The organism is Aeromonas sp. QDB56 (assembly GCF_027705505.1).
Lineage (GTDB): Bacteria > Pseudomonadota > Gammaproteobacteria > Enterobacterales > Aeromonadaceae > Aeromonas > Aeromonas caviae.
In genome coordinates this window covers 1-892 of record NZ_JAPDBZ010000308.1, presented here as the reverse complement: position 1 = coordinate 892, position 892 = coordinate 1, and the positions used below count along the sequence as shown (strand labels likewise).

Genomic DNA, 892 nt, shown 5'->3' with positions numbered 1-892 from the left:
GTACGACAACAGGTCAACTGAGCGAAATCGGCGCCTGAGAGACTGCTGTCCTGCTTTGGAATTGTGCAACAAGGCCAGCCATGATGCCAAACCATCACATCACGAAACCTGTGCTGATCGGTGAAATTCAGGACGACGGCCAGTTCGAAGTGGTTTCTGAAACCAAAGGTACTGTTGTTGGTGACGAATGGTCTGACTTCTTACCAGGCTCAAAAGACCTGATCTCCGATTGGCGTAAACCGCTCTCTTGCGGCAACTTCAACGTGAAAACAGGTAAATGCGGCGGTTAATTCCGTGACTGACAGGGCGGGAGATATTCCGCCCTGAATTTTTAACACCTTCGGAATTAAAGAGAGAAAGTTCATTTTCTCTGGGACAAGGAAAGCATGATGCGATTAATACAGGCAGGATGCAGTCGAATCATCGTGGTTGGTTTAACCCTGATGATGGGTCTCTGGAGTGTCATGGCGCAGGCGATGACCACCGATGAGGCATTAAAAGCACTGAGTGGTCGTGATTTTACCGCCAAGAAAGAGGCCATCACGACAATTGCTGCCAGCGGTGAACCTTATGCATCTGATCTTTTTATTGCGTTGGATAACGGTGAGCTGTTTTTCCGTAAAAGTGACGAACTGATGGTCATTCGTCAGGGCGAAATATTTGTTAATTTAACCGACAAACAAGCAGTTGCCGGTGACAGTTCTGATTTCAAACGGGTGGCGATGAACAATGCCTTGCGCCGCCAAATTGCTGAATTATCAGCTCAACTGGCCTTAAATGATCCGAATGCAGAGAAACGTTTGCAGGCAGTGAAATCCAGGGCTGACGCATCAGTGTTTATACTTTGAACAACCCCATACATTCGAACAAATATTGTTCATTCAGACAGCAG

The 892-nt window shown here is 47.1% G+C and carries 2 protein-coding genes; both read left to right on the top strand.

The window, feature by feature from the left end; genetic code table 11:
• Positions 1-80: 80 nt before the first annotated feature.
• Positions 81-290, top strand: coding sequence for a transporter substrate-binding protein (locus OKB81_RS20600; RefSeq protein ID WP_333563085.1), 210 nt, complete (start codon positions 81-83; stop codon positions 288-290).
• Between the two features lie 99 nt (positions 291-389).
• Positions 390-848 (top strand): hypothetical protein, encoded by a 459-nt coding sequence (locus OKB81_RS20595; RefSeq protein ID WP_270805454.1) that lies wholly within the window; start codon positions 390-392, stop codon positions 846-848.
• Positions 849-892 lie beyond the last annotated feature (44 nt).

What these genes read in the sequence shown, in the direction of transcription:
- OKB81_RS20600 (WP_333563085.1), top strand. Translation starts at nt 81, where the DNA reads ATGATGCCAAACCATCACATCACGAAACCTGTGCTGATCGGTGAAATT.
- OKB81_RS20595 (WP_270805454.1), top strand. Translation starts at nt 390, where the DNA reads ATGCGATTAATACAGGCAGGATGCAGTCGAATCATCGTGGTTGGTTTA.